The 22913-nt window shown below is 70.6% G+C and carries 14 protein-coding genes; 5 read left to right on the top strand and 9 right to left on the bottom strand.

Features of this window, described 5'->3' with window-relative positions:
* Positions 1 to 5: 5 nt before the first annotated feature.
* Complete coding sequence (gene mmsB, locus SPRI_RS32695) at positions 6 to 1244, top strand: multiple monosaccharide ABC transporter permease (protein ID WP_005320829.1); 1239 nt, start codon at positions 6 to 8, stop codon at positions 1242 to 1244.
* A 73-nt stretch (positions 1245 to 1317) separates the two neighbouring features.
* On the opposite strand, the gene SPRI_RS32690 is transcribed toward mmsB, so the two are convergent.
* Both SPRI_RS32690 and SPRI_RS32685 read right to left on the bottom strand, forming a co-directional pair.
* Positions 1318 to 2502 carry an aldose epimerase family protein gene (locus tag SPRI_RS32690; RefSeq protein ID WP_053557586.1) on the bottom strand — a complete coding sequence of 395 codons (1185 nt, stop codon included), beginning with the start codon at positions 2500 to 2502 and terminating at the stop codon, positions 1318 to 1320.
* A gap of 178 nt (positions 2503 to 2680) precedes the next feature.
* Positions 2681 to 5158, bottom strand: coding sequence for an alpha-L-arabinofuranosidase C-terminal domain-containing protein (locus tag SPRI_RS32685; RefSeq protein WP_053557585.1), 2478 nt, complete (start codon positions 5156 to 5158; stop codon positions 2681 to 2683).
* Positions 5159 to 5443: 285 nt separating this feature from the next.
* Here SPRI_RS32685 and SPRI_RS32680 point away from each other — a divergent pair, with 285 nt between their 5' ends.
* Both SPRI_RS32680 and SPRI_RS32675 read left to right on the top strand, forming a co-directional pair.
* A complete protein-coding gene (locus tag SPRI_RS32680) occupies positions 5444 to 6586 on the top strand; it encodes a Gfo/Idh/MocA family protein (RefSeq protein WP_053557584.1) in 1143 nt (380 codons plus the stop codon).
* Positions 6583 to 7512 (top strand): DUF6807 domain-containing protein, encoded by a 930-nt coding sequence (locus tag SPRI_RS32675; protein ID WP_005320823.1) that lies wholly within the window; start codon positions 6583 to 6585, stop codon positions 7510 to 7512. Before SPRI_RS32680 ends, SPRI_RS32675 begins: the two co-directional genes overlap by 4 nt.
* 12 nt (positions 7513 to 7524) lie before the next feature.
* Here SPRI_RS32675 and SPRI_RS32670 read toward each other — a convergent pair whose 3' ends face one another.
* From SPRI_RS32670 to SPRI_RS32650, 5 genes are all read right to left on the bottom strand, one after another.
* Positions 7525 to 10263, bottom strand: coding sequence for an exo-rhamnogalacturonan lyase family protein (locus SPRI_RS32670; RefSeq protein ID WP_053557583.1), 2739 nt, complete (start codon positions 10261 to 10263; stop codon positions 7525 to 7527).
* A gap of 436 nt (positions 10264 to 10699) precedes the next feature.
* Positions 10700 to 11287, bottom strand: coding sequence for a hypothetical protein (locus tag SPRI_RS32665; protein ID WP_053557582.1), 588 nt, complete (start codon positions 11285 to 11287; stop codon positions 10700 to 10702).
* A gap of 6 nt (positions 11288 to 11293) precedes the next feature.
* Positions 11294 to 12154, bottom strand: coding sequence for a carbohydrate ABC transporter permease (locus SPRI_RS32660; RefSeq protein ID WP_037775406.1), 861 nt, complete (start codon positions 12152 to 12154; stop codon positions 11294 to 11296).
* Positions 12151 to 13131 (bottom strand): carbohydrate ABC transporter permease, encoded by a 981-nt coding sequence (locus SPRI_RS32655; protein WP_005320817.1) that lies wholly within the window; start codon positions 13129 to 13131, stop codon positions 12151 to 12153. The genes SPRI_RS32660 and SPRI_RS32655 overlap by 4 nt, the downstream gene beginning before the upstream one ends.
* The gene (locus SPRI_RS32650) at positions 13131 to 14414 is read right to left on the bottom strand and encodes an ABC transporter substrate-binding protein (protein WP_005320815.1); all 1284 of its coding nucleotides are present in this window, start codon (positions 14412 to 14414) and stop codon (positions 13131 to 13133) included. The genes SPRI_RS32655 and SPRI_RS32650 overlap by 1 nt, the downstream gene beginning before the upstream one ends.
* Before the next feature lie 381 nt (positions 14415 to 14795).
* Here SPRI_RS32650 and SPRI_RS32645 point away from each other — a divergent pair, with 381 nt between their 5' ends.
* Positions 14796 to 17669: a glycoside hydrolase family 2 TIM barrel-domain containing protein gene (locus tag SPRI_RS32645; protein ID WP_005320813.1), complete on the top strand. Its 2874-nt coding sequence runs from the start codon at positions 14796 to 14798 to the stop codon at positions 17667 to 17669.
* A gap of 51 nt (positions 17670 to 17720) precedes the next feature.
* On the opposite strand, the gene SPRI_RS32640 is transcribed toward SPRI_RS32645, so the two are convergent.
* Entirely contained in the window at positions 17721 to 19286 is a 1566-nt protein-coding gene (locus tag SPRI_RS32640) for a glycoside hydrolase family 53 protein (protein WP_053557581.1), read from the bottom strand.
* 98 nt (positions 19287 to 19384) lie between these two features.
* Positions 19385 to 21406 (bottom strand): beta-galactosidase, encoded by a 2022-nt coding sequence (locus SPRI_RS32635; RefSeq protein WP_005320808.1) that lies wholly within the window; start codon positions 21404 to 21406, stop codon positions 19385 to 19387.
* 196 nt (positions 21407 to 21602) lie between these two features.
* Between SPRI_RS32635 and SPRI_RS32630 the strand changes: the two genes are divergently transcribed.
* Entirely contained in the window at positions 21603 to 22913 is a 1311-nt protein-coding gene (locus tag SPRI_RS32630; RefSeq protein ID WP_005320807.1) for an ABC transporter substrate-binding protein, read from the top strand.

Below are 22913 nucleotides of genomic sequence, written 5' to 3'. Positions count from 1 at the left end.
CCGACATGGGCCCGGCCACCACCGACGCGCCGACCAGCGCCTCCCCCAGCACGCCCCCGCCGACGCGCCACGGCACGAAGGAACTGCTGCTCGACGCGGCACGGCGCAACATGCGGCAGTACGGAATGCTCGTCGCACTGGCGCTCATCGTCGTGCTGTTCCAGATATGGACCGACGGCGTCCTGCTGCTGCCGAACAACGTCACCAACCTCGTCCTCCAGAACAGCTACATCCTGGTGCTCGGCATCGGCATGATGATCGTCATCATCTCGGGCCACATCGACCTGTCGGTCGGCTCGCTGGCCGCCTTCGTCTCCGCCGCGGCCGCGGTGATGATGGTCGAGCACGACGTGCCCTGGGTGCTCGCGCTCGTCCTCTCCCTCGCGATCGGCGCACTCGCCGGCGCGTGGCAGGGCTTCTGGATCGCGTACGTCGGCATCCCGTCGTTCATCGTCACACTGGCGGGCATGCTGCTGTTCCGCGGCGGGACCCAGATCCTCCTCGGCAGCCGCTCCCTGGGGCCGTTCCCCGAGGGCTTCCAGAAGATCGCCACCGGCTACCTGCCGGAGATCGGGCCGGTCACCAACTACCACAACCTCACGCTGCTGATGGGCTTCGCGCTGCTCGCGTTCGCCCTGTGGCAGGAGGTCAGGGACCGCCGCCGCCAGCAGAAGTACGAGCTCGACGTGCTTCCCAGGAACCTCTTCATCGCCAAGTGCGCCGCGCTGAGCGCCGCGGTCCTGGCCTTCACCCTCACCCTCGCCAGCTACCGGGGCGCCCCGGTCGTGCTGCTGCTCCTCGCGGCCCTGCTCGTCGGCTTCGGCTTCGTCATGCGCAACGCGGTCGTCGGTCGTCATGTGTACGCGCTCGGCGGCAACCAGGCGGCGGCCAAGCTCTCCGGCGTGAAGGACAAGCGGGTCACCTTCCTGGTCTTCGTGAACATGGGCGTGCTCGCGGCCCTCGCGGGCGTCGTCTACGCCGCCCGCCTCAACGCCGGTGTCCCGCAGGCCGGCGTGAACTTCGAACTCGAGGCGATCGCCGCCGCCTTCATCGGCGGCGCGTCGATGAGCGGCGGCGTCGGGACGGTGTTCGGCGCGATCATCGGCGGCCTGGTCCTCGGCGTACTGAACAACGGCATGTCGCTCGTCGGCATCGGCAGCGACTACCAGCAGGTCATCAAGGGACTGGTGCTGCTGGCCGCGGTCGGGTTCGACGTCTGGAACAAGCGGAAGGTCGGCTCCTGACGGCCGGCCCGACGCGGCACCGTGCCCCGGTCCTCCTCGCGGAGGGCCGGGGCACGGTGCTGTGGGCGTCCGCTCAGAGCGTGCCGAAGGAGTGCACGGTCGAGGACCGGTACACCTGCCCGGGCCGGAGCACCGTGGTCGGGAACTCGGGCCGGTTGGGCGAGTCGGGGAAGTGCTGGGTCTCCAGGCAGAACCCGTCGCCCTGCCGGTACACCCGGCCGGAGGTGCCCTTCAGGGTGCCGTCGAGGAAGTTGCCGCTGTAGAACTGCAGACCCGGCTCCGTGGTGGCGATGGTCATGACCCGCCCCGACGTGGGCTCGGTGACCGTGACGGCCTTCCGCGGCTGCGCGGTGATCCCCTTGTCGAGCACGAAGTTGTGGTCGTACCCCTGCCCCAGGAGGATCTGCTCGTGCCCTTGGCGGAGGTCCTCGCCGATCGGCTTGCCCAGCCGGAAGTCGAAGGGGCTGCGGGCGACGCGGGCCAGGACGCCCGTCGGGATCAGTGTGGCGTCCACCGGCGTGTAGCGGGAGGCGTCGATGCGCAGCCGGTGGTCGTGAACGGTGCCGCTCCCCTCGCCCGCGAGGTTGAAGTAGGTGTGGTTGGTGAGGTTCACGACCGTGGCGCGGTCCGTCGTCGCCTCGTAGTCGACGCGGAACTCGCCGCGAGCGGTGAGGGTGTAGTCGACCCGGACGGTGAGGGTGCCGGGGTATCCCATCTCGCCGTGCGGGCTGACGCGCCGCAGGGTGAGGCCGGTGTCGGTGCCCCGGCGGAACGGCTCGACGTCCCAGACCCGTTTGTCGAAGCCCTGGTCGCCGCCGTGCAGGCTGTTGGGGCCGTCGTTCGCCGGAAGCCGGTGGGTGGTCCCGTCCAGCGTGAACCTGCCGCCGGCAATGCGGTTGCCGTAACGGCCGATCACCGCGCCGAAGTACGGGCTCTTCGCCACGTAGTCGTCCAGGTTGCCGAAGCCGAGGGACACGTTCGCCCACCGCCCCCGGCGGTCGGGAACCTCCAGCCCCTGGACGATTCCGCCGTACGACAGGACGCGCAGACGGATGCCCTCGTTCTCCAGCGTCCACAGGTCGACGGCGGTGCCGTCGGCCAGGGACCCGAACCGCTGCCGGACGGGGCCGCGGGCTTGCCGGGTCCCCCTCGGGGCCGTCGTGGTGCCGGCGGCCGCGGCCGGGGTCGTCGCCGCGGTGGCCGCTGTCGCCGCGGCTGCCGCCGCCGCCGTCAGCACGGCACGTCTGCTGGTCGTCATGGGTGGACTCGCTCTCGTCGGTGGCCGCGCGACGCGGCTCGTTCGGGTGTGTCGGTGTTCGTCCGGACCGGTCGGCCCGGACCGCGGAAGGGCTGCTCGCCCCGGGTCGTTCGCGGGGCGGCGGGAGAGTGAAGGCGCGTGCGGGGTGCGCGCCCGGCGCGCACCCCGCACGCGTTCCTCACCCGGTCCTGATCCTCATGAAGGTCACGGAATGGGCCGGGAAGGTGTACGAGAAGGTGCTGCCGACCCCGTCGAAGGTCGAGGACCGCGGCCGGACCGGCCGCTCGTCGGCCGTGTTCTGCGCGGCCGGGTCGGCCGCGAGGGTGGTCACCCGGGCCGGCCCGGCCACCTCGGTCCCCGCACCGAGATCGATCGCCGTCCGGGCCGGTGACGCCTGGGCGTTGACGACCTTGACGATGAGTTCGCCGGTGGCCGCGTCACGGGTGACGACCTGACGGAAGGGCTCCGCGACCTTGTCGTCGGTGAACCCGCCCCACTTCCGGCCGTCGACGTAGAGCGACACCTGCCGTCCGCGCACCTCGACGTGGAGGTCGTAGGTGCGGCCGGTCTCGATGGTCGTGGCGTTCTCCGTCATGGTCTGCTTGGCCCCGCCGACGCTCTTCTCGACGGCGGAGCGGGTGTTGTTCCAGCCGCCCAGGTTCCACCAGTAGTAGTTGCCGGTGTCCTTGACACCGAAGGCGACGAGGAAGCCCTCCCTGCCGGACTTCTTGGTGGCCTTCACCCGGAGGTCGTAGTTCTGCCAGGCCGGGTCGCCCGCGGTCACGAGGGTGTTCTCCGCCGCCTCGTCGCTCTGGACGTACGCGCCGTCCTGCACGGCCCAGGACCCGGCGCCCGTGGCCTTCGTCCACCGGTCGTCGCCGGCGGAGAAGTCGTCGGACAGCAGGGTCGTGCCGTCGGAGCCGGTGACCTCGACGTCGTCGTACGCGGCGCTGGTCGCCCACGTGGACAGGCCGACGGCGCCGGTGATCGGCCCCGAGGTGGTCGGCGTGGTGGACGCGGTGGAGGGGACGACCTCGTCGCCCACGTTGGTCATGAAGAGCTTCTGCGTCTCGTAGTTGGCCGAGCCCCAGGACCTCGCGTTGTCGAACCAGATCATGTCCGGCTGCCACTGCACGTAGTCCTTGTTCGCGAGCAGCGGCGCGTACGAGGCGAGTTTCACGATGTCGGCGTTGCGTTCCAGGCCGGTCATGAAGGCCGCTTCCGCGAGGGCGTTGCCGAACGTGTTGCCCTGGGAGGCGTACTCGCCGAGGAAGACCTCGGGGCCGGCCCGGTCGTAGGCGTCGTAGCGCTCGTTGTTCTCGAGGAACCACTGCGGGCTGTTGTAGTAGTGCTCGTCGACCATGTCCACACCGGACTCACGGCTGAGCCGCCAGGCCTCGTCGAAGGTCGTCCCGGCGTCGTCGGGGCCGGAGTTGGCGATCACCGTGATGTCCGGGTGGGCGGCCTCGATCGCGGTGCGGAACTGCTCGAAGCGGGTGAAGAACTCCTTGGGCAGGTTCTCCTCGTTGCCCACCCCGATGTGGGTGAGGCGGAACGGCTCCGGGTGCCCCATGTCCGCGCGCTTGCCGCCCCACTCGGAGCTCACCGGCCCGTTGGCGAACTCGATGAGGTCCAGCGTGTCCTGGATGTGCCGCCGCAGCAGGGCGGGGTCGTCGGTGGCCCGGTTCTGACCGCAGCCGGTGACCAGCGCGGGGACGACGGGCAGCGGCATCGCGCCGATGTCCTCGGCGAACTGGAAGTACTCGTAGTAGCCCAGTCCGTAGCTCTGGTTGTAACCCCAGAAGTTGGCGTTGGTGGCCCGCTCCTCGACCGGGCCGATGGTGTCCTTCCACTGGTACGAGCGGCGGCGCTCCCAGCCGGACGCCTCGTCGTACCCCTCGTGGCTGCCGGTGTTGACCAGGCAGCCGCCGGGGAAGCGGAGGAAGCCCGGGTGAAGGGCCTCGATCTTCTCCGCGAGGTCCTTGCGCAGGCCGTTCTCGCGGCCCTTGTAGGTGTCACGGGGGAAGAGGGAGACCATGTCGAGGGCGGCCGGCCGTGCGGCGGCGACGGTGAGGCGGCCCGTCGTGGAGGTACGGCGCGCTGTGAACGTCGCCCTGTACTCGGCCCAGCCGCCGCGTGCGACGACCCGGCGGCCTTCGGCGAGCTCGCCGTGGGCGTCGTGCAGGGTGACGGTCAGCGGTGCCGCCCTGCCGGCGCGGGCATGGACGGAGAAGTCGTACCGCTTCCCCTTCTCCACCGCGATGCCGGTGTTGTAGCCGGCGTTCGTGACCAGGGCACCGGCGTCCAGGGAAAGGTAGGTGCGGTTGCGGTCGTTCAGGCGCCCGTCGTCCTCCATGGCTCTCGCGCCGCCGGAGACGGTCCACGAGGTCAGCGGGGTGTAGGCGGCGTTGTCCGCGGGCCGGTACTCGAAGGAGCGGTTCTGCACGAGTTCGGCGTAGAGCCCGCCGTCCGCGGCGCGGTTGATGTCCTCGTAGAAGACGCCGTACATCGTGTCGTCGATCTTGGCGCCCGTACCGGCTGCGTCGACGGAGATGGTGTAGTCGGCGGGTTCGGCCGCCGCGCCGGGTCCCGCGCCGAGCGTTCCGGCGAGCAGGGCTCCCAGGGTGAGCCCGAGCCGCCATCGTCTGCGTGCCATACGCACATCCTCGAAGTCGTTCGATATACCGGACAGCGATCAGAACTTCGAACGGCACCCTAGGAACCACGTCGGCGGCCGTCAACGCTTTGCGCACAACCCGGCACGGTTGGTCGACCAGCGTTCGCAATGCCGAACAAATGAGGGCCGTACCGCCGACCCGTCGAACCGGGCCCCGCATTCGGCCGCCCGGACACGACGGGGGTTGTCGCGCGCGCGGCGGCACCCATAGGGTGGCTCGCCAGCAAGCGCTTTCTACGCACTTTCGCGCGAGGAGTCCTCTTCATGACACGTCCCCGCGGCCGTCTGCGTGCCGCCGTCGTCGGCACCGGAGCCATCGCCCACGGCAGCCACCTCCCCGCCCTGGCCGACCACTGTGCAGAGGTGGAACTGGTCGCCGCCGTCGACGTGAACACGGCACAGCTCGACGCCTTCCGCGCCGCCGCGGGGAACGGGGTCGACGGCTTCACCCGTCTCGACGAGATGCTCGCCACCGCCCGCCCCGACCTGGTGCTGCTCGGCTCCCCGCCCGCCTTCCACCGCGAACAGACCGTCGAGGTGCTGCGGGCGGGCGCCTGGGTGCTGTGCGAGAAACCGCTGTGCCTGTCGCTCGCCGAGTACGACGCCATCGCCGCGGCCGAGGGTCCGGACGGCTCCCCGGGCCCCTACGCGTCCGTCGTCTTCCAGCACCGCTACGGCTCCGGCGCGGCGCACGCCCGCGCACTGCTCACCACCGGGCAACTGGGCACGCCGCTCGTCGCGCACTGCCAGACGACGTGGTACCGCGACGGCGCCTACTACGCCGTCCCCTGGCGGGGCCGCTGGTCCACGGAGGGCGGCGGCCCCGCCATGGGGCACGGCATCCACCAGATGGACCTGCTGCTGCACCTGCTCGGCGACTGGGCCGAGATACGGGCGATGGCGGGCCGGCTCGTGCACGACGTCGAGAGCGAGGACGTCTCGACGGCGCTCGTCCGTTTCGCGAACGGCACCATGGCCACCGTCGTCAACAGCGTCGTGTCACCGCACGAGGTCAGCCGGATCCGCATCGACTGCTCCGACGCCACCGTCGAACTCACCCACCTTTACGGCCACTCCAACGCCGACTGGGTCTACACGCCGGCCCCGCACGCCGCCGCCGACGAGCGCCGCGTCGAGACGTGGCGGACGCCCGCGGCGGATCTGCCCAGCTCGCACTCCGCGCAACTGGAGTCCGTCCTCGCGGCGATGCGTGCCGGGACCCGCCCGCCGGGCAGCGGCCCCGACGCGCGGCGGACACTGGAGTTCGTCGCCGCGCTCTACAAGGCGGCCTTCACCGGCATGCCCGTACGAGCCGGTGAGATCACGTCCGACGATCCGTACTACACCGCCATGCACGGCGGGCACCCCGCCTGGGCCCCCGCGGACACGGCCGGCGGACACCGATGAGCGCTCCGGTCACCGTGACCCACACGCACGGTGAGAAGGTCGTCGTGTCGCACGGCGGCGTGGAGCTGATGACGTACGTCTACCGCCCCGACCCTGAGCCCTTCGAGTCCCGCAAGCCGTACGTGCACCCGCTGCGGACCCTCTCCGGCCGCCTGGTGACGGGATACCGGCCGAGCGACCACCGCTGGCACAAAGGCCTTCAGATGACCGCGAGCCATCTGTCGGGGCAGAACTTCTGGGGCGGCAACTCCTACGTCCACGGCGAGGGCTATCTGCCGCTGCCCGACCGGATCGGGTGGATGCGGCACGACGGCTTCGACGCCGTCGGCGTGGCCGGGAACCGGCTGACGATGCGGGAGCGGCTCACCTGGATCGAGAACGGCGGCGCGGAATGGGCACGGGAGCGGCGCACGCTCACCGTCCACTCCGTCGAGCCGGCGGACGGATCCTGGGCGCTCGACTGGTCCATCCACCTCACCAACACCCGCCCGGAGCCCCTGCGGTTCGGCTCACCGACGACCGCCGGGCGGCAGGCGGCCGGTTACACCGGGCTGCACTGGCGCGGGCCCCGCGACCTCACCGGCGGCGACGTCGTGGGCCCGGACGGGCACGGCGGCGCGGGCGAGGCAGGGGCCGCCGACATGATGGGCCGCGCCGCGCCCTGGCTCGCCTTCACCGGCGAGCACGACGGCGTCGACGCGCACAGCACCCTGGTCTTCGCCCACGCCCCGGAGAACGAGGCCGCCGTCAGCCCGTCCCACTGGTTCGTACGGTCGGAGCCGACCCCGACCGTCGCCCTCTCGTGGGCCTTCTTCGAGGAGTTCACGCTCCCCTCCGGTGCCGCCTTCTCGTACCGCTACCGGATCGTGGTGGCCGACGGCGTCCTGGACCGCAGGCGGATCGAGTCCCACCTGCGGTCCTGGTGAGGGCGGAGCGCCTCACGGCATCCGGTCGCCGACCAGCGCCAGGTTCTCGATGGCCGCGAGCCCGTACAGCGCGGTGTCGTTGGTGTAGACCCAGTTGGCCTCGCTGCCCGGCACCAGCGTGACGGGCCCGTCGACCTCTTCCGTGGCCCACGGCGCCGATTCCCGGTAGCCGTCGCTGTTGTAGAACTTCTCCCAGGCGCGGCGCGCGAGCCTCTCGTCGCCGGTCTGGACGGCCGCGTACGCGTCCAGCCTGGAGTGGCCCTGGAAGAGGATCAGTGAGCCGAAGTTCGAGCCGTAGCGTGCGGCCTGCTCGGCCTTGGTCGCGTTGAAGTAGCGGCAGTAGTCGAGATACGCCTCGCGGAACGCCGGCATGTCGATCAGGTCGATCAGCTCCGCGCAGAGTTCGTTCAGGCCGAAGACGGCGGACAGGTGCGAGACGCCGACCTTGGGCTCCTTCTCGACGGCGAAGCGGCCGGTGTCGAGGTCGTACAGGCCGCTGCCCTGGACGAAGCCGTTGGGCTGGGCGGCGATCGTCTCCATCGTGGACAGGATCCTGGCCTTCGCCTTCGCCGCCTTGGGACCGCCGCGCTCCCATTCGGTGAGCCATGCGGAGACCAGTCCGCTCCAGTCGGTGCCGAAGCCGATGGACAGGGCGTGCCGGTCGGGCGTGTAGGGCTCGGTGCGGATCTTACGGATCGGGTCGAGCACGAGGAACGTCTCGTCGGAGTCGACGTTCGCGTGCATCAGGTCGCCGGTGCGTTCGTCGGCGGTGAGGAAGTAGTAGAAGCGCCGGTAGGTGGTGTTGGCGATGCGCTGCTGCTTGGCGCTGTCGGCGTAGTGCTGGATGCCGTGCCGGGTGCCGAGGCCGGCCCACTTGCCCAGGTGGTAGACGTCGACCTCGCCGGTGTGGCGGGTCATGGCCTCGGCGAAGCGGAAGATGTCGGCGCGGCCGGAGCGGAGGTAGGCGTACCAGAGCCACAGGTCAGGGGAGAGCTCGGAGTTGTCCCACGCGTAGCCGCCGACGTCGTACCGCCACTGGTGCCGGGCCGGGTCGTAGCTGTGCATGATGTCGCCGTAGTCCCAGAAGCCGTACCAGCGCCGCATGTCCACCTGGTCGCGGTAGTACGTGAAGAGGAAGTCGAGGTGGTCCTCGATCCGGGCCTTGGCGGGGTCGGACCGGTCGGGCTCGGAGAACAGGCCGCCGAACACCTTGGCCGCGACCATGTGGGCGGGCGGGGCGGCGAGCTGCGGCGGGGTGCGGACGGCGGACGTCTCCTTGGCCAGGGTGCCGGCCTCGGGCGTCGAGTCGTGGGCCCAGAAGAGGAGTTCGCTGGTGCGGGCGATGCCGTACGGGGTGCCGAAGCCGGGCTCGTAGTCCTCGTACGTGATGTTCAGGCCCTCGAGCTGCTCGGCGTAGGTGTCCTGGCCGAGACCGTCGTGGTAGAAGCGCAGGTCCATGGGCTGTGCCTCGGGTGACCAGAGCCAGAGGGTGACCTCGGCGCTGTCGGTGTGCGCGTCGCGGATGTCGAGACCGGCGGGGTGCTTCTCCCAGAAGTCGCGGAGACCGAAGGACAGTCCGCCGCTCACGCCGCCGACATAGCCGAAGCCGGACGCGCGGCGCCCACCGCCGGACGCGATCCAGCCGTGTCCCTTCTTGGTGCGCTTGCGCAGGGTGAACCCGTCGGCGGAGAGCTGGCTGAGGGTGTAGTCGCCCCACTCGGGGATCAGGTGCAGACGGCTGGTGACGCGCTGGTCCCAGGTGGCCGGATCCGGAAGTGCGCGTCCCTCGAACTGGGCCGCCTGGACGGCCGCTCCCGGATCGCGGCGCAGTCCGGTGATGCCCTTGACGGCCTCCCGGAGCAGTCCGGTGCCGTCGCCGCCGATCCGGATGTGCCGGTCGTACGAAGGGTCCCGCATCGGCACGGTGAAGCGGACACCGAGGCCGCGGATGAAGTCGCCGTCCGCCCTGCCGGGTTCCTGGGTGCCGTCGTAGGTGATGGTGTGCACCATGCGGAACGACTCGGCGCCGGCGTAGAAGTAGAGACGGACGGAGAACGGCAGCCAGCTCCGGTTTCCCCGGCGGTGCTTGCCGTCGATGCGGACGACCGCCCGTACGGGACCGTCCTGTTCGACCTCGGTCTCGTGGATGGCACTCTCGAAGCGCTCGTAGGACTCCCGGCCCTGGTCGCCGTCCTCGATCTCGCCCTGGCGGAGCAGCACGAGGCGCCCGTTCCTGGCGATCTCGGTGCCGCCGCGGGTCACGGACCTGACGAGGGAGGACCCGCTCGTGCCGAGGCGGGCGGTGATGACGCCCGTGGAGACGTCGACCGTGCCCCCCTTGGTGGTGACGGTGATCCGACGGCCGGGTGCGGCGGGCTCGCCCGCGGTGAGCGTGAAGCTCTTGGCCGAGGTCTCGGGGCCGATGGCGTGGGCGGTCCACTTCAGGGAGCCGTCGGGCCACTGCGCGAGCGGCCACGACTGGACCGGCACCTGCCTGCCGTCGGCGGTGGTCAGCGAGAACGTCTGGTCCTTGGCGTACGCGCCCTTCGGCCAGGGCACGCCGAGGGTCGTGCCGGGGGCGGCCCCGAGCCCGTCGTCCTCCAGCCACTTCAGTGTCACCGGTTCGGGGCCGGCGGCCGCCTGACGGGGCGCCGCCTGCGCGGTCGTGCTGCCGAGTGCCCAGCTGAACTGGGCGGCCGCGCCGGCGGCCGCGGCCGCCGAGAGCAGGGACCTGCGGGAGATCGGAGACATGACGCTTCCTTCTGTGAGACCTGAGCGGTGACGGACGGGGCCTTGAGCAGGGCAGAGCAGAAGTGCTGAGACCGCGAACGCGGCGACGGACGAACTGAGTTCGTGGGAGCGCACGGAACGGGTGGTCCGGGCGGGCTCGCGGCGGTGCGGAGGTGCGGGCTCGCGGTGGTGCGGCGGTGCGGACAAGCGGGCTCGCGGCGGTGCGGCGGTGCGGACGTGCGCGCTGGGGATGGTGCGGCGTGCAGAGGTGCGGCCTACTCAAGGCCGGTGGTGACGACGTGCGGGGCTTGCGGACGTGCAGCGTGCGAAGACGCGGGCTTACGGACGTGCGACGTGCAGGCTTACTGCTGTGCGGGCTTACGGCAGTGCGGGCCTGCGGGGTCACGCTCGTGCCTGGCCTCCGGCCCGCGGGGCCACGCGCGTGCGGCCCCGCCCGTCAGCCGGCGGCGTGCCGTGCCTCGACCGCCACCGCCGCGGCCGCGACCGCCCCCGTCACGGGGACCGCCAGCGGTGCCACGGCCCAGGCGGTCCCGGCCACCACCGCGAACCCGCCCACCAGCAGCAGCGATCCCGCCGGGTCGCGCAGGGTGCGCCGGGCGGCCGCGCGCAGCAGCGCGGGCCAGGACGCGCCTGGATCCCACACCGCTGCCGCCCTGAGCACCGCGACCACGGCCCCAATGGCGGCGAGGACCGCGACCGCGCCCACGAACGGTCCGCCCGGCAGCCCGGCGCGGACGGCGGCCAGGTTGAGCCAAAGCAGCCACAGGGCCACCGGACCGGACAGTCCGACGAGCCACCCGCCACGCACCGCGGCACGGAAGTCACCGGCGAAGTGCCGCAGGCCCGTCGCCTCGTGCCGCAGGTGGCGCCGCAGATGGCGGACGCCGGCGGCGAAGGCGGCCGGGGCCGTCACCAGTGGCACGGCGGCGAGGGTCATCCACACGCCGGTGAGCAGACATTCGGCGAAGACGCCGAATCCGGTGGAGAGCCGGGACCCCTGCTGCGGCAGGGAGCGCGCTGTCATGGCCGTTCAGCCCTTCAGGCCCGAGGTCGCCATGCCGTCGATCAGGTAGCGCTGGAAGGCGAGGAAGAAGGCCAGCACGGGCAGCAGCGCGACGAGCGACATGGCGATCATGCCGCCGTAGTCGGCGACGGCGTCCTGGTCGATGAACATCTTCAGTCCGAGCGAGACGGTGTATTTCTCCGGCTCGTTCAGGTAGATCAGCGGGCCCATGAAGTCGTTCCACGCGTTGATGAAGGTGAAGATGGCACTGGTGATCAGGGCCGGCCGGCACAGCGGCAGCACGATCGACCAGTAGATGCGCAGATGACCGCAGCCGTCCAGCCGGGCGGCCTCGTCCAGCTCCCTCGGCAGGTTCCGCATGAACTGCAGCATGAGGAAGACGAAGAAGGCGTCGGTCGCGAGGTACTTGCCGAGCAGCAGCGGCACATAGGTGTTGATCAGTTCCAGCTTCTGGAACAGCACGTACTGCGGGATGAGGAGTACGTGGTACGGCAGCAGCAGCGTGCCGATCATCAGCGCGAACATCAGATTCCGCCCGGGGAACCGGATCTTGGCGAAGGCGTAGGCCGCCAGCGAGCACGACAGCAGTACGCCGGCCACCGAACCGACCGCGAGGAAGGTGGAATTGACGAAGAAGGTGGTGATGGGGATGTCAGCGATGCCGTCGGTCAGCCGCCGGTAGTTCTCGACGATGGGATCGGTCGGGAACAGGTCCAGGCTGCCGATGATGTCGTCGCTGGGCTTCAGGGAGCCGCCGATGACCCAGATCACCGGATAGAGGACCACGGCGAGCAGCGCCAGGGCACCGACGTGCCAGAGCAGTGACCCGCCGCCGCGGCGCGCGCTGGTGTTGACCGTGCCGCTCATCGGGACGCCTCCTCGTAGTGCACCCAGCGGCGCTGGGACCAGAACAGCACCGCGGTGACCAGGCCGACGGCGATCAGCAGCATCCACGCCATGGCGGACGCGAAGCCCATCCGGCTGTTCTCGAAGCCTTGCTGGTACAGGTAGCAGGTGTAGACGAGCGTGGCGTCCGCGGGTCCGCAGCTGCCGTTGCTCATGATGTAGGCCGATCCGAAGATCTGGAACGAATGGATGGTCTCCAGCAGGACGTTGAAGAACATCACCGGCGAGATCATCGGCAGGGTGATGTGCCAGAAGCGCCGCCACGGTCCGGCGCCGTCGACCTGGGCCGCCTCGTACAGCTCCTTGGGCACCTGCTTGAGTCCGGCCAGGAAGATGACCATCGGCGCGCCGAACTGCCAGACGGTCAGTGCCACCAGGCAGTAGAGGACCCAGGCGGGGTCGCCGATCCAGCCGCCGACGTCCATGCCGAGGAACGTCTGGGCCCGGTCCACCACCGCGTCGTCGGAGAACAGGGCGCGCCACACGATGGCGACGGACACACTGGCGCCGACGAGCGAGGGGGCGTAGAAGGCGGCCCGGTAGAAGGCCTGTCCGCGCCGGCTCTGCGCCAGCAGCAGCGCGACGCCGAGGGCGAGGAGCAGCTTCAGCGGCGTCCCGATGAGGACGTACTTGGCGGTGACCTCGACCGATGTGCGCCAGCGCGGGTCGGCGAACATCTCGGAGAAGTTGCCGAGGCCGATCCACTTCGGGGAGTCGAAGAGGTTGTAGTCGGTGAAGGCGAAGTAGAGGGAGGCGACCATCGGTCCCGCGGTGAGCAGCAGGAAGCCGGCGATCCAGGGCGACATGAACAGGTAGCCGATCAGGCCGTCCTTGCGTCCGCGGCGGCGGACGGGCGAGGGCGTCGTGCCGGCGGCAGGGGCCTTGTCCGCCACCTGCCGCACGGATTCCTCGAGCTGGGTCACGGGTGGCGTTCCCATCAGGAGCCGAGCGCCGTCTTCGCCTCGGTGAAGAACTGCCGCGCGGATTCCTCGACGGGGGCCTTGCCGAGCGCCATGTCGGCGGCGATCCGCAGGAACGCGGCCTCGACGACGTCCGCGCCGGCGGGGTGGGGGGTGATGGTCTCCAGCGTGCCGGCGGCGGCGATCTGCTTCTCGTACGCGGCGATCTTCTTGCTGACCGGGTCGGTGGGGTCGAACGCCTCGTACTGCTCATTGGTGGAGAGCACGCCGCGGTCGTACCCCATGATCCGGCCGACCTCGGGGTCGTGGACCATGAAGTCGATGAAGGTGGCCACCTCCGCGGGGTGCTTGGTGCGGGCGCTGCCGCTGAGCATCAGCGAACCGAGGTACTGGCCGGTCTTCTTGCCGTCGGCGGTGGGGATGGGGGCGATGGCGTACGAGCTCTTGCCCTCGGCGGAGTAGCGGGCCGTGAAGTTGTCCCAGGTGAACTCGCCGCCGGCGAGCCCCGCCGCGAGGGCGGACTTGGGCTTGATCTGCTCGACCTTCTTCTGGTCCGCGTACAGGCCCGTCCTGACGCGCTTCATCGACTCGGTCCAGTACGGGACGAGGTCGCTCTCGGTGAATCCGAGGCCCTTCTCGGTGAAGAAGGCCTTGCCGTTCTGGCGGAGGATCAGGTCGTAGAGGTACATGATGCCGAAGGGGCCCGAGTCGCCCGCGACCCCGGCCTTGTCGTGGATCTTGACGAGGGCGTCGTCCCAGTCGTCCCATGTCCAGCCCGGGGCCGGGGTGACGCCGGCCTTCTCGAAGACCCGCTCGTCGATGATCAGGCCCATGGAGTTGGAGCCGACCGGCACGCCGAGCAGTCTGCCGTCGACCACCCCGAACTTCTCGAGTCCGGCCCGGAAGTCGCCGAGGTCCAGGTTGCCCTTCTTCGCCTGAGCGTCGAGGTCGAGCAGGACGCGCTTGGCGTCGTACTTCCGCAGGAAGCCGATGGCGTTCTGGAAGACGTCCGGCGGATTGCCGCCCGCCGCCTGGGTGTTGAACTTCTTCCAGAAATCGCCGTACTGCTGGAAGTCCGTCTTGACCTTGATCTTCGGGTGCTTCTTCTCGAAGAGGGCGACCGTCCGGTTGATCTTCTTCGCCCGGTCGTCCGCGCCCCACCAGGCGTAGCGGATGGTGACGGGCCCGCCGGACGAGCCGCTGCCGGCGCCGCAGCCGGCGGCGGTCAGTCCCGCACCGGCCAGGCTCGCGCCGGCCGCCTTGAGGAAGGTCCGCCTCTCCACATGCCTGGACATACGCATGATGCACCCTCTCGCCAATGATGGATGAATGGTGAATGAATCGTTTCAGGAAAGCGCTTGCCACGAAATGTAGGGGTGCCCGAGAGACCGCGTCAACGGTTTGGACGGCCACAAATCCCCGGCATCACGTTCGGGATTACGAACACCATGCGATACCCCGGACGGCAGACCGTAACCGAGCGACCCGTCGGGCACCAGCCCTCGCACCTCGCCCCACGGCATGAATGTTCGGTATCCCGAACTGTGCACAATATTTCGGACACTTGGCCGGACCCTCTTGCAGAACCCGGGCCGGACGACGGAGGGTGAGTTCCCCCGTCACCCCTCCCCCGGCCGCCGCCTTCGCGCCCGCCCGGGACCGAGTGCTGCCCCAGGAGAGCGATGTCCCACTCGTACGTCGACGATGTCCGGCCCGGCAGCGGGTCGCTCCCGCCACGCGCCCGGTACGCCACCTCGGACGCGGCGGCCCTCTCGCTGAACGGGAGTTGGCGCTTCCGGCTGTCCGCGACCGCAGACGCGGAGGACGACTCCTTCGCCGCGCCCGGCCACGACTCCTCCGGCTGGGACGAGGTGCGGGTGCCCGGCCACTGGGTGCTCCAGGGCCACGGCGCACCCGTCTACACCAACCACCTCTACCCCTTCCCCGTGGACCCGCCGCGCGTCCCGACGGAGAATCCGACCGGCGACCATCTGCGGTACTTCGACCTGCCAGGGGACTGGGGCGGCGGCGACGCCCTGCTCCGATTCGACGGCGTGGAGTCCTGCGCGCGTGTCTGGCTGAACGGCCGCGAGCTGGGCGAGTTCAAGGGCAGCCGGCTGCCGCACGAGTTCGCGGTCGGGCATCTGCTGCGCGCGGAAGGGAACGTCCTCGCGGTCCGCGTCCACCAGTGGTCGTCCGGGTCGTACCTCGAGGACCAGGACCAGTGGTGGCTGCCCGGCATCTTCCGGGACGTGACCCTCCTGCACCGGCCGGCCGGGTGCGCGGGGGATTTCTTCGTGCACGCCTCGTACGACCACCACCGCGCCGAGGGCACCCTGCGGGTCGATTCCGAGAGGGCCGGGCGGGTCACCGTGCCGGAACTCGGCATCGACGTCGCGACCGGCGAGCAGGTCACCGTGCCGGTACGGCCCTGGACGGCCGAGACCCCCCGCCTCTACGACGGGACACTGGTCCTCCCTGGCGAACGGGTCCCGCTGCGCATCGGCTTCCGCACGGTCGCCGTCGAGGACGGTGTCATCAAGGTCAACGGCGAGCGGATCCTGTTCCGAGGGGTCAACCGGCACGAGTTCCACCCGGACACCGGCCGCGCCCTCGACGCCGGGACCATGCGCCGGGACGCCGAGCTGATGAAGCGGCACAACATCAACGCCGTCCGCACCTCGCACTACCCGCCGCACCCCGACTTCCTCGACCTGTGCGACGAGTTGGGTCTGTGGGTGATCGACGAGTGCGACCTGGAGACGCACGGCTTCGTCGAGCAGGACTGGCACGACAACCCCGTCGACGACGACCGCTGGACCCCGGCACTGATCGACCGCGCCGCGCGCATGGTCGAGCGGGACAAGAACCACCCGTCCGTGATCATCTGGTCGCTCGGCAACGAGGCGGGCACGGGACGCGGTCTCACCGCGATGGCCGAGTGGATCCGCGCCCGCGACCCCGAGCGGCTCATCCACTACGAGGGCGACCCGGGCTGCCGCGACACGGACATGTACTCACGCATGTACCCGCCCCACGACGAGGTGGACAGGATCGGCCGCGGCCTCGACGGCGGACCGGCCGCCCGCCGCGGGCTCCCTTTCATCCTCTGCGAATACGGGCACGCGATGGGCAACGGTCCGGGCGGACTCGCCGACTACCAGCGGCTCTTCGAGGCACACCCGCGCAACCAGGGCGGCTTCATCTGGGAGTGGATCGACCACGGCCTGACCGACGCACGATTCGGCTTCGCCTACGGCGGCGACTTCGGCGAGGAGCTCCACGACGGGAACTTCGTCTGCGACGGCCTGCTGTTCCCCGACCGGACCCCCTCCCCCGGCCTGATCGAGTACAAGAAGGTCATCGAGCCGGTCCGCATCGAGGCCGGTGCGGCCGACGGCGCGGCGGCCGGCGTGCGCATCACCAATCTGTACGACTTCTCCGACCTGTCCCACCTCGCCTTCGAATGGTCCTTCCAGAGCGGCGGAGAGACCGTGGCGCACGGCCCGCTGACCGTCCCGCCGACGGCCGCCGGCGCCTGGGCCGAGGTCCGGCTGCCCGAACCCCCGGTGTCGGAGAAGGGCGTGGGGAGTGTGTGGACGGTACGGGCGCTGCTGGCCGAGGACACCCCCTGGGGCCGCCTCGGCCACGAGGTCGCCTGGGGCCAGCTCGAGGCCGCACGCCCCGCCCCCGTGCAGGTCCCGGGCCATGACCGCCCGGCGCGCGGCCAGGGCCTCATCACCCTCGGCCCTGCCTCCTTCGACGTCCGCACCGGCGAACTGCGGACCATCGGCCCGGTCGCCGTCGCCGGTGCGAGGCTGAACGTGTGGCGCGCCCCGACGGACAACGACAACGGCGCGCCCTGGCAGCCCGATCCGCGGAACGGACCCCTCTGGCGCGCCCTCGGTCTGCACCGTGTGCGGCACCGCCTGGACGCGGTCGAGGTGACGGACGACGCGGTGACGGTACGCACCCGGGTGGCGCCGGCCGGCCGTGACGTGGGGCTGCTCACCGACTACCGCTGGACCTCCGACGGTGTCCGGCTGCGCCTCACGGTGTCCGTGGTCCCGCAGGGTCGATGGCGGCTCCCCCTGCCGCGCCTCGGGATCCGACTGGGCCTTCCGGCGTCGTACGGAGGCGTCCGCTGGTACGGCGGCGGACCGGGCGAGGCGTACCCGGACAGCAGGTCCGCCGCCCGGCTCGGCCTCTGGCACACCGATGTCGACGCCATGCAGACCCCGTATGTCCGCCCGCAGGAGAACGGGGCGCGGGCCGATGTGCGCTGGGCGGAACTCACGTCCCCGCAGGCGGGGTTGCGGATCGACGGCGACCCGGCGTTCTGGCTGACCGCCCGCCGCTGGACGACCGGGCAGCTGGACGCGGCCGAGCACCTCACGGACCTCGTTCCCTCCGCCGAGACGGTGTGGGTGGAGCTCGACCACCTGCAGCACGGTCTCGGCAGCCAGTCCTGCGGCCCCGGTGTGCTGCCCGAGTACCGGCTGGACGCCCGGCCGGCCGAGTTCTCGTTCGTCTTCACCCCGCTCGACGGAGCCTGACGGGCGCGGCCGTACGCGCCCTGGCCGGAGCCGGGGCGCGTACGGCGCGGGTCAGCGGTGGCTCAGCCAGTTCGCGGCGGGCAGCAGCCTGTTCTCGTAGTCGAAGAGGGCCTGGTTCTCCCAGCCGTTGCCGGACGACGGGTCGGCCGGGTCCCAGCCGTTGCCCGTGACGGCCGTCCAGGCGGGCTCCCAGTAGACGACGCCCAGGCCGCGGCCGTTCGGCACGGCCTCGACCACGTTCATCACGTCGCGCACCCAGGCCGCCTGGCCGGCCGGGCTCGCCGGGTATCCGGACACCAGCTCGCCGGGCAGGTCGATGATGTTCTCGTGGCTGTCCTTGCTGTCGAGCCGGAAGGGGTAGGCGGTCTCGACGACCATGACGGGCTTGGCGTAGCGGGTGGAGACGTCGTCCAGGTTGGCCTGGAGGTCGGAGAGCGCTCCATGCCAGTAGCCGTAGAAGGAGACGGCGATGACGTCGAAACCGACGCCCCGGGAGGTGGCGTTGTCGAACCACCAGCGGTACAGGCCGTTGTCCCCGCCGTGCGCCAGGTGCAGGGCGATCCGGGTGGAGGAGGAGACGGCCTTCGCCGCGGAGATGCCGGACTTGAGCAGCCCGGCGGTCCGGTCCCAGTTCTCCGTGGAGCCCTCCGGCCAGAGCATGCCGGTGTTGATCTCGTTGCCGATCTGCACCATGTCGGCGGTGGTGCCCTGCGCCTTGAGGGCGTTCAGGACGTCGTAGGTGTGGTCGTACACGTCCTTGGTGAGCTGGTCGTAGGAGTGCGAGGACCAGGCCGCGGGCTTCGTCTGGGCGCCCGGGTCGGCCCAGATGTCCGAGTAGTGGAAGTCGACCAGCAGCTTCATGCCCTGGGCCTTGATCCGCTTGGCGGTCTGGAGCACGCGGGCCTTGTTGTTGTAGCCGTCGGCCGGGTCCACCCAGACCTTGAGCCGGCCGTAGTTGGCCCCCGCCGACTTCAGGATGCCGAGCCCGTCACCGGTGGTCCCCGCGGCCGTGCGGTACACGCCGCCGAGGTCCTCGCTCTTCTTCAGCGTGGAGACGTCGACGCCCTTGACGCTCAGGCCGGTAGAACCCGGGGTGAAGGTGAGGTCGTCGACGTTCAGCCAGTTCCCGGCCCTCGCGTCGGAGTTGATGCTGACGGTGCACTGCCCGCCGGTCACCCTGACGGAGGTGACGAGGCGTATCCACCTGCCGTCGGGGGTGGGCGGCAGGTCGGTGCGCTGTTCCGCCGATCCGCAGTTGCGCAGCGCCAGGTAGGCCGCGCTCTGGCCACCGCTCGAGCGCACCCAGGCGCTCAGCTTGTACGTCCCGTCGGTGAGTCCGGAGAGGTATTGGTACGTCTCCACCTTGTACGCGGAGGACGACCAGTGCGTGAGGCGGTTGCTGCCGGTGCGCCCGCCGGCCTCGGTGTAGGACGCCGCGTGCTGACCCGCGGCGGAGTAGGTGGACCAGCCGGTCGTGCCCGATTCGAAGCCGGTGTTGGTGAGCGTGGCCGCCGCGCTGACCGGTTGTGCGGGCAGTGCCGTGATCAGCAGGGCGCCCAGCGCGGGCAGGGCGGCGGCTTTGAGCAGTCTGCGGAGGAAGTGTGGGGCCGTGTGCATCGTCGAGTCCCTTCGACGGTGGTGGGCGGGGATGGGCGGTGCGATGCGCCCGGGGGCGGCCGGCGATCCGGCGGCCGCGCCCGGGGGTTCTGGTGTCGTCAGGCGTCAAGCCGTACGACCTTGACGGCGCCGGCCGGGACGGCGAGGTGTCCGGCGGCGTGCTCGCCGCTGAGCAGTTCGGTGCCGGGGCGCTCGAGGGGAACCTTGGTGTCGTGCGGGGTGTGGTTGACGGCGAAGAGGTAGTCGCCGCCGTCGCCGCAGCGGCGTACCACCTCGACGTCGCGGGGCAGTTCGGTCCGGGGTGCGATGCCGGCGTCCTCGCAGGCGCTCTCGAGGACGGCGTCCAGCGCGAGGGGGTCGAGCCGGGAGGAGACGTACCAGGCGGTGCCCCTGCCCAGGCGGTGACGGGTGACGGCGGGGCCGCCCGCGGCCGGTCCGTCGGCGTACGTCCACACCGTCTCGGCCCCTCGCGGCACCACGAACTCGGTCCACACGTCGCCGGTGACCGTGGCGTCCTGCGGCCCGGTGATCCGCACGCTCTCGCCCGCCCCGAGCGGTGACCACTCCTCGACGGTCAGGCCGAGCACGTCGCGCAGCACACCCGGGTAGGCGCCGGGGTGCACGGCGTCGTGCTCGTCGACGATGCCGGAGAAGTACGAGACGACGAGGGTGCCGCCGTTCTCGACATAGGCGCGCAGATTGCGGCCCGATTCCTCGGTGGCGAGATAGAGGGCCGGGACGACGACCAGGGGGTAGGCGGACAGGTCGGCTCCGGGGTGGGCGAAGTCGACGGTCAGGTGCCGGTCGTAGAGCGCCTCGTAGAAGCTGTCGGCACGCTCGCGGGCGTCGTGGTCCTCGCTGGGCCGCCATTCGAGGCCCTGCGCCCACCACGAGTGCCAGTCCCACACCATGCCGACGTCGGGGACGGTACGGGTCCCCCGCAGCCCGGCGAGCGAGCCGATGTCGGCCCCGAGCGCGACCACCTCGCGCCAGATCCGGGTGTCGGTCCCGGCGTGCGGCAGCATCGCGGAGTGGAACTTCTCGGCGCCCTTCCGGGACTGGCGCCACTGGAAGAACATGGCGCCCTCGGAGCCGCGGGCCACATGGGCGAGCGAGTTGCGGGCCATCTCTCCGGGGCGCTTGGCGGGGTTGCGCGGCTGCCAGCTGACGCCACTGGTGGAGTGCTCGAGCAGCAGCCAGGGGGCGCCGCCGGCGACGGAGCGCGTGAGGTCGGCGGCCATCGCCAGGTTGACGTGGGTGCGGCGGCCGTCGGTCATCAGATAGTGGTCGTTGGTGACGAGGTCGACCTCGCGGCCCCAGGCCCAGTAGTCGATCGTGTCGCACTGGCTGAGCGCGGTCATGAAGTTGGTGGTGACGGGGACGCCGGGCGCGAGCCGGTGCAGGATGTCCCGCTCCATGCGGAAGTTCTCGCGCATGGTGTCGTCGGCGAAGCGGCGGTGGTCGAGCTGCTGGGCGGGGTTGCCGACCGTCGGGGTCAGCCGCGGCGGGTCGATCTCGTCGAACGACCGGTAGCGCAGGCCCCAGAAGGCGGTTCCCCAGGCGTCGTTGACCGCCTCGACCGTTCCGTAGCGGGCCTGCAGCCAGCGGCGGAAGTGCGCGGCGCAGTTGTCGCAGTAGCACGCGCTGACAGGAACGCCGTACTCGTTGTGGACGTGCCACATGGCGAGGGCGGGGTGGCCGGCGTACCGCCGGCCGAGTTCGGTGGTGATCCGTGCGGCGGCCTCGCGGTAGGCGGGGCTGCTGTGGCAGATCGCGGCACGCGAGCCGAAGGAGTGGCGCAGCCCCTCCCGGCCGACGGGCAGCGCGTCCGGGTGGGCCCGGTAGAACCAGGCCGGCGGGGAGGCGGTGGGCGTGCCGAGGTCGGCGCGGATGCCGTTCTCGTGGAGCAGGTCGAGGACCCGGTCGAGCCAGCCGAAGTCGTAGCCGCCGGGCTCGGGTTCGAGCAGCGCCCAGGAGAAGATCCCGACGCTCACCATGGTGACCCCGGCCTCGCGCATCAGCCGGACGTCCTCGTGCCAGACGCTTTCCGGCCACTGCTCGGGGTTGTAGTCCCCACCGAACGCGAGCCGGTCCGGCCCCTGGGGAGTGGTCTCCGGCATGAATGTCTCCTGAAGCGTCAAAATATCGAGAAACTGGGAACGTGCACACATCAGCTTCGATGCAGTGATGCAACATAACCGCACAGGAACAACCATTGACAAGTGTCCGGGATGTTTCCCTACTGTGAACGCTCACAGATGCAGGGCAGGCCTCCCCCGTCGAGCGGGAGGCCCCTTCGGTCAGGGAGAAGCACCCATGTCCACCACGCTGCACCGCCGCCTCGCGGCCACCGCCACAGCCGTCGCCCTCGGGGCGACGGCGCTCACCGCCTGCGGTTCCTCGGACGGCGGCGACCAGGCGGATTCCGGACCGGTCTCGCTGACCTACTGGGCCTGGGCGCCCGGCATGGACAAGGTGGCGGCCATCTGGAACAAGAAGAACCCGGACATCGAGGTCACCGTCCAGAAGCAGGCCTCCGGCGACGATCTCGTCACCAAGATCATCACCGCCTCGAAGGCGAAGAAGGCCCCCGACCTCGTCCAGGCCGAGTACCAGGCCCTGCCGACCCTCGTCAGCAACGACGCCCTCGCCGACATCTCGGACGAGGTCGGCGGCATCAAGGACGAGTTCGCCCCGGGCGTGTGGCAGCAGACGACGCTCGGCACGGACGCCGTCTACGCGGTTCCGCAGGACTCAGGGCCGATGATGTTCTACTACCGCGCCGACCTGTTCGAGGAGTACGGGCTCAGCGTCCCCGCCACCTGGGAGCAGTTCGCCGAGACCGCCCGCGCGCTGAAGAAGAAGGCCCCGGACAAGGCGCTGACGACCTTCTCCTCCAACGACTCCGGCCTCTTCGCCGGTCTCGCCCAGCAGGCCGGCGCCAAGTGGTGGACCACGGAGGGCCAGAAGTGGAAGGTCGCCATCGACGACCCGGCGACGCAGAAGGTCGCGGACTTCTGGGGCGGTCTGGTCGAGGAGGGCGCCGTCGACAACCAGCCCATGTACACGCCCGCCTGGAACAAGGCCCTCAACACGGGCAAGCAGATCGCCTGGGTGAGCGCGGTCTGGGCGCCCGGCACGCTCACCACGGCGGCCCCCGACACCAAGGGCAAGTGGAAGATGGCTCCGCTCCCCCAGTGGTACGACCACAAGAACGTCACCGGCAGCTGGGGCGGCTCCACCACGGCCGTCACCACGGACTCGAAGCACAAGGACGCCGCCGCGAAGTTCGCCACCTGGCTCAACACGGACCCGGAGGCGCTGGCCGCCCTGGTCAAGGAGGGCGGCATCTATCCGGCGGCCACGTCCGCCCAGACCAGCGGAGCCCTGGTGGAGGCGCCGGCCTTCTTCGCCAACCAGCCCGACTTCTACACCGAGGCCGCCGAGATAGCCAAGACCGCCGCCCCCGCCTACTGGGGACCCAACGTCAACGTCGCGTACGCCGCCTTCAAGGACGAGTTCGGCAAGGCGGCCAAGGCCAGGTCCGACTTCGGCGCCTCCCTCGGCAGGATGCAGGACACCACCGTCGCCGACCTGAAGAAGCAGGGCTTCGAGGTCGCGCGGTGA

The organism is Streptomyces pristinaespiralis (genome assembly GCF_001278075.1).
GTDB lineage: Bacteria > Actinomycetota > Actinomycetes > Streptomycetales > Streptomycetaceae > Streptomyces > Streptomyces pristinaespiralis.
Note: the sequence above shows the minus strand (reverse complement) of the source record. Positions and strands in the feature narration are given on the sequence as shown.

Bases quoted from the DNA above. Each gene is read 5' to 3' on its own strand.
- SPRI_RS32670 (WP_053557583.1), bottom strand. From the start codon at position 10,263: ATGTCTCCGATCTCCCGCAGGTCCCTGCTCTCGGCGGCCGCGGCCGCC.
- SPRI_RS32665 (WP_053557582.1), bottom strand. From the start codon at position 11,287: ATGACAGCGCGCTCCCTGCCGCAGCAGGGGTCCCGGCTCTCCACCGGA.
- SPRI_RS32650 (WP_005320815.1), bottom strand. From the start codon at position 14,414: ATGCGTATGTCCAGGCATGTGGAGAGGCGGACCTTCCTCAAGGCGGCC.
- SPRI_RS32655 (WP_005320817.1), bottom strand. From the start codon at position 13,131: ATGGGAACGCCACCCGTGACCCAGCTCGAGGAATCCGTGCGGCAGGTG.
- SPRI_RS32645 (WP_005320813.1), top strand. From the start codon at position 14,796: ATGTCCCACTCGTACGTCGACGATGTCCGGCCCGGCAGCGGGTCGCTC.
- mmsB (WP_005320829.1), top strand. From the start codon at position 6: ATGGGCCCGGCCACCACCGACGCGCCGACCAGCGCCTCCCCCAGCACG.
- SPRI_RS32660 (WP_037775406.1), bottom strand. From the start codon at position 12,154: ATGAGCGGCACGGTCAACACCAGCGCGCGCCGCGGCGGCGGGTCACTG.
- SPRI_RS32635 (WP_005320808.1), bottom strand. From the start codon at position 21,406: ATGCCGGAGACCACTCCCCAGGGGCCGGACCGGCTCGCGTTCGGTGGG.
- SPRI_RS32680 (WP_053557584.1), top strand. From the start codon at position 5,444: ATGACACGTCCCCGCGGCCGTCTGCGTGCCGCCGTCGTCGGCACCGGA.
- SPRI_RS32640 (WP_053557581.1), bottom strand. From the start codon at position 19,286: ATGCACACGGCCCCACACTTCCTCCGCAGACTGCTCAAAGCCGCCGCC.
- SPRI_RS32685 (WP_053557585.1), bottom strand. From the start codon at position 5,158: ATGGCACGCAGACGATGGCGGCTCGGGCTCACCCTGGGAGCCCTGCTC.
- SPRI_RS32630 (WP_005320807.1), top strand. From the start codon at position 21,603: ATGTCCACCACGCTGCACCGCCGCCTCGCGGCCACCGCCACAGCCGTC.
- SPRI_RS32690 (WP_053557586.1), bottom strand. From the start codon at position 2,502: ATGACGACCAGCAGACGTGCCGTGCTGACGGCGGCGGCGGCAGCCGCG.
- SPRI_RS32675 (WP_005320823.1), top strand. From the start codon at position 6,583: ATGAGCGCTCCGGTCACCGTGACCCACACGCACGGTGAGAAGGTCGTC.